Annotated in this window: 2 protein-coding genes; one reads left to right on the plus strand and one right to left on the minus strand. The window is 71.2% G+C overall.

Annotated elements, in window-relative coordinates; translation table 11 throughout:
* Positions 1–804: 804 nt before the first annotated feature.
* The gene (locus tag ESO86_RS14670; protein ID WP_129235654.1) at positions 805–2,505 is read left to right on the plus strand and encodes a glycoside hydrolase family 32 protein; all 1,701 of its coding nucleotides are present in this window, start codon (positions 805–807) and stop codon (positions 2,503–2,505) included.
* A 17-nt stretch (positions 2,506–2,522) separates the two neighbouring features.
* Here ESO86_RS14670 and ESO86_RS14675 read toward each other — a convergent pair.
* A partial coding sequence (locus ESO86_RS14675; protein ID WP_165307925.1) for a substrate-binding domain-containing protein occupies positions 2,523–2,951 on the minus strand: 429 nt, incomplete at its 5' end.

Below are 2,951 nucleotides of genomic sequence, written 5' to 3' on the forward strand. Positions count from 1 at the left end.
CGCCGGAGCGCCGGCGACGAGCGCGCCGGCGAGCACGCCGGCCGCGGTGAGGCCGCCGATGAGGGGGCGCGCGATGCGCCGCGTGGATGGTGCCATGATTCGTGCCTTTCGTAGGGTGAACGGTCGACCGCGGCCCTCCGCGGGCGTCGGCCCGGGTCCCCCGGGTCGCGGTCGGCGGTGACGGTGGACGGGGTCGCCCACCGCATCCATCGACGGTTCGATGCCGTCGATCGGATCCGATCCGGCCGGCGTCAGCCAGTCGGTCGGAAGTCGTGGTCCGGCTCGATGGCTCGGACTCGCGTCGTGGCGAGGCCGGGCAGCGCCATCCGGACGCTGCGCATGCGCGGAACACCGCCGGTCGCCGGACCCGTGGATCCGGGCGGGCGCCGCGAATCGTTGCGTGTGGTCTTCACGTTCTTCGCTTTCGGTCCGGGATCGTGCCGATCCGCGGCGGTCAGGATTGAGCGAATCCTCGAAAACGTGGCGTCTGTGCTCCCCCGACACAGGAACCTATGCGCAGACTGACAACGATGTCAACTCGCGCGAAACATCGGATGGTGAAGGTGCGTTCGCATGGAAATGCCCAGATCCGCGCTCATTCGCGGATGAACGCGCTTCCACGACCGCGGGCGGGATCACGACATTTGCAAATCGATTTGTGCGCAGCTAGCGTTGCCGGCGATTCCTCGAGTGGCGCTTGCGCTCCTCCCCGAACACACGACATGCGACGGCGCACCGCCGGTCCCGACGGACGGCCCCGCATGCGGGACCCGGACCCGGTGGTCGCCGACACCACGGAGGATCATGAACCGGACAACCCCACCCGAGCCTCGGCACGGGCGAGATCTTCGCAGCGGCACGCAGCGGTCGCGGCGGAAGGCGATCATCCCGTGGCTCGCCGCGGGACTCGCCGTCGCGGGCCTGGTCTCGGCAGCCCTGGTGGTGGAGGCGATCGGCGGCGCGCCACCCGAGCCGGCACCGAGTGCGACTGAACCGGACCCGGATGCCGACGTCGCCTACACGAGGCCGTCCGACTGGTCGGCCTACCGGCCCGCGGTGCACCTCACCCCCGCCGAACGCTGGATGAACGACCCGCAACGACCCTTCTGGCTCGATGGGCGCTGGCACTACTACTACCTCTACAACCCCGACTACCCGGAGGCGAACGGCACCGAGTGGTACCACGCGACGTCGACCGATCTCGTGCACTGGCGCGAGGAGGGCGTCGCGATCGAGAAGTACGAGAACGGCCTCGGCGACATCCTGACCGGAAGCGCCGTGATCGACACCGCCGACACCGCCGGCTTCGGCAGCGACGCCGTCGTCGCGCTCGTGACGCAGCAGCTCGACGGCATCCAGCGCCAGTCGCTGTTCGTGTCGACCGACGGGGGATACCGATTCGAGTCGTACGCGGGCAATCCGGTGATGGAGAACCCGGGTGCCGAGCACTGGCGAGATCCGAAGGTCGACTGGGACGATGAGCGCGGCGAGTGGCGGATGGCGCTGGCCGAGGGGCACAAGCTCGGCTTCTATACTTCGCCGGACCTGAAGTCGTGGACCTACCGCTCGGGCTTCGAGCGCGACGACCTCGGAATCCTCGAATGCCCCGACCTCTTCGAGATGTCCGTCGACGGCGACCCGTCGAACACGCGCTGGGTCCTGGTCGCCGGAGTGAACGGGGAACGGTACGGGATGACGACCGGCACCGCGTACTGGATCGGCGACTGGGACGGGCGGACCTTCACCCCGGACTCCGACGAACCGCAGTGGCTCGACCGGGGCTCCGACTTCTACGCCGCCGTCACGTGGGACGACCCCCGCCTCGGCGAGCGCGACCGCCTCGCGTCGCGCCTCGCGATCGGGTGGCTCAACAACTGGTCGTACGCGGGCGAACTCCCGACCGACGGCTGGAGCGGCGGCGCCGACTCCGTGGTGCGCGAGCTCCGCCTGGCCGATCAGGGCGGGCGGATGTCGCTGCGGTCGACGCCGGTCGACTCGCTCGACGCCCTCGAGGGCGACCCTCAGGTCCTCGGCTCGGCGACCGCCACCGCCGAGGGCGGCCTGGCGCTCCCCCAGCCGACGTCCGACGCCTACCGGCTGCGCGTCACGCTCGCTCCCGACCCGGCCGACCCCGCGGAGGAGGTCCGGTTCCGGGTGCTCGAGGGAGAGGGACGATTCGCGACCGTCGGGGTGGACTTCGCGTCGGGCACCGCCTTCGTCGCCCGCGACGCCGACGCCGCGGCATCCGCCATGCCCGACGCCTACCGCGAGGTGCGCACGGCCCCGGCCACGCCCTCAGCCGACGGGACGGTCGCGCTCGACGTGATCGTCGACGCCTCGTCGGTCGAGGTGTTCGTGAACGGCGGTGAGTCCACGCTGTCGAGCCTCGCGTTCGGGATTCCTCACGCGAACGCGCTCTCGGTCGAGTCCGTCTCCGGCGCGACGCGCATCGACCGGTTCGAACTCGCGCCCCTCGCGGTCGCGCCGGTGGAACGCGCGGGATGAGGTCGGCCGCTCGACGGTCAGGGCGAGGGGGGACCGACCGAGCCGCGTTCGACGAGCTCGCACCTGAGCAGGAGCGGCTCGGAGCCCGGCACTTCGCGCTCGTCGATCAGCCCGAGCAGTGTCGTCATCCCCCACCGGCCCATCTCGCGGTGCGGCAGCGCCACCGTCGTCAGGCCCGGATCGAGTGCTTCTGCGACGAGGTCGAGGTCGTCGACGCCGATGACCGAGAGGTCTCCGGGGATGTCGAGCCCGAGCGCGGCGGCCACCTGGTAGACGCCCATCGCCATCTGGTCGTTGAAGCAGAACACGGCCGTCGGCCGATCGCCCGGTGGTCGATCGAGCAGGCGACGGGCCGCCACCCTGCCGCCCGCGGCATCCGAGGTCCCCTCGGCGACGAGCGCCGCCGTCGGGTCGAGGCCCGCTCGCGCGAGGGCGCGCTCGAACCC

Origin of the sequence: Agromyces binzhouensis, assembly GCF_004135055.1 — a bacterium.
Taxonomy (GTDB): Bacteria; Actinomycetota; Actinomycetes; order Actinomycetales; family Microbacteriaceae; genus Agromyces; species Agromyces binzhouensis.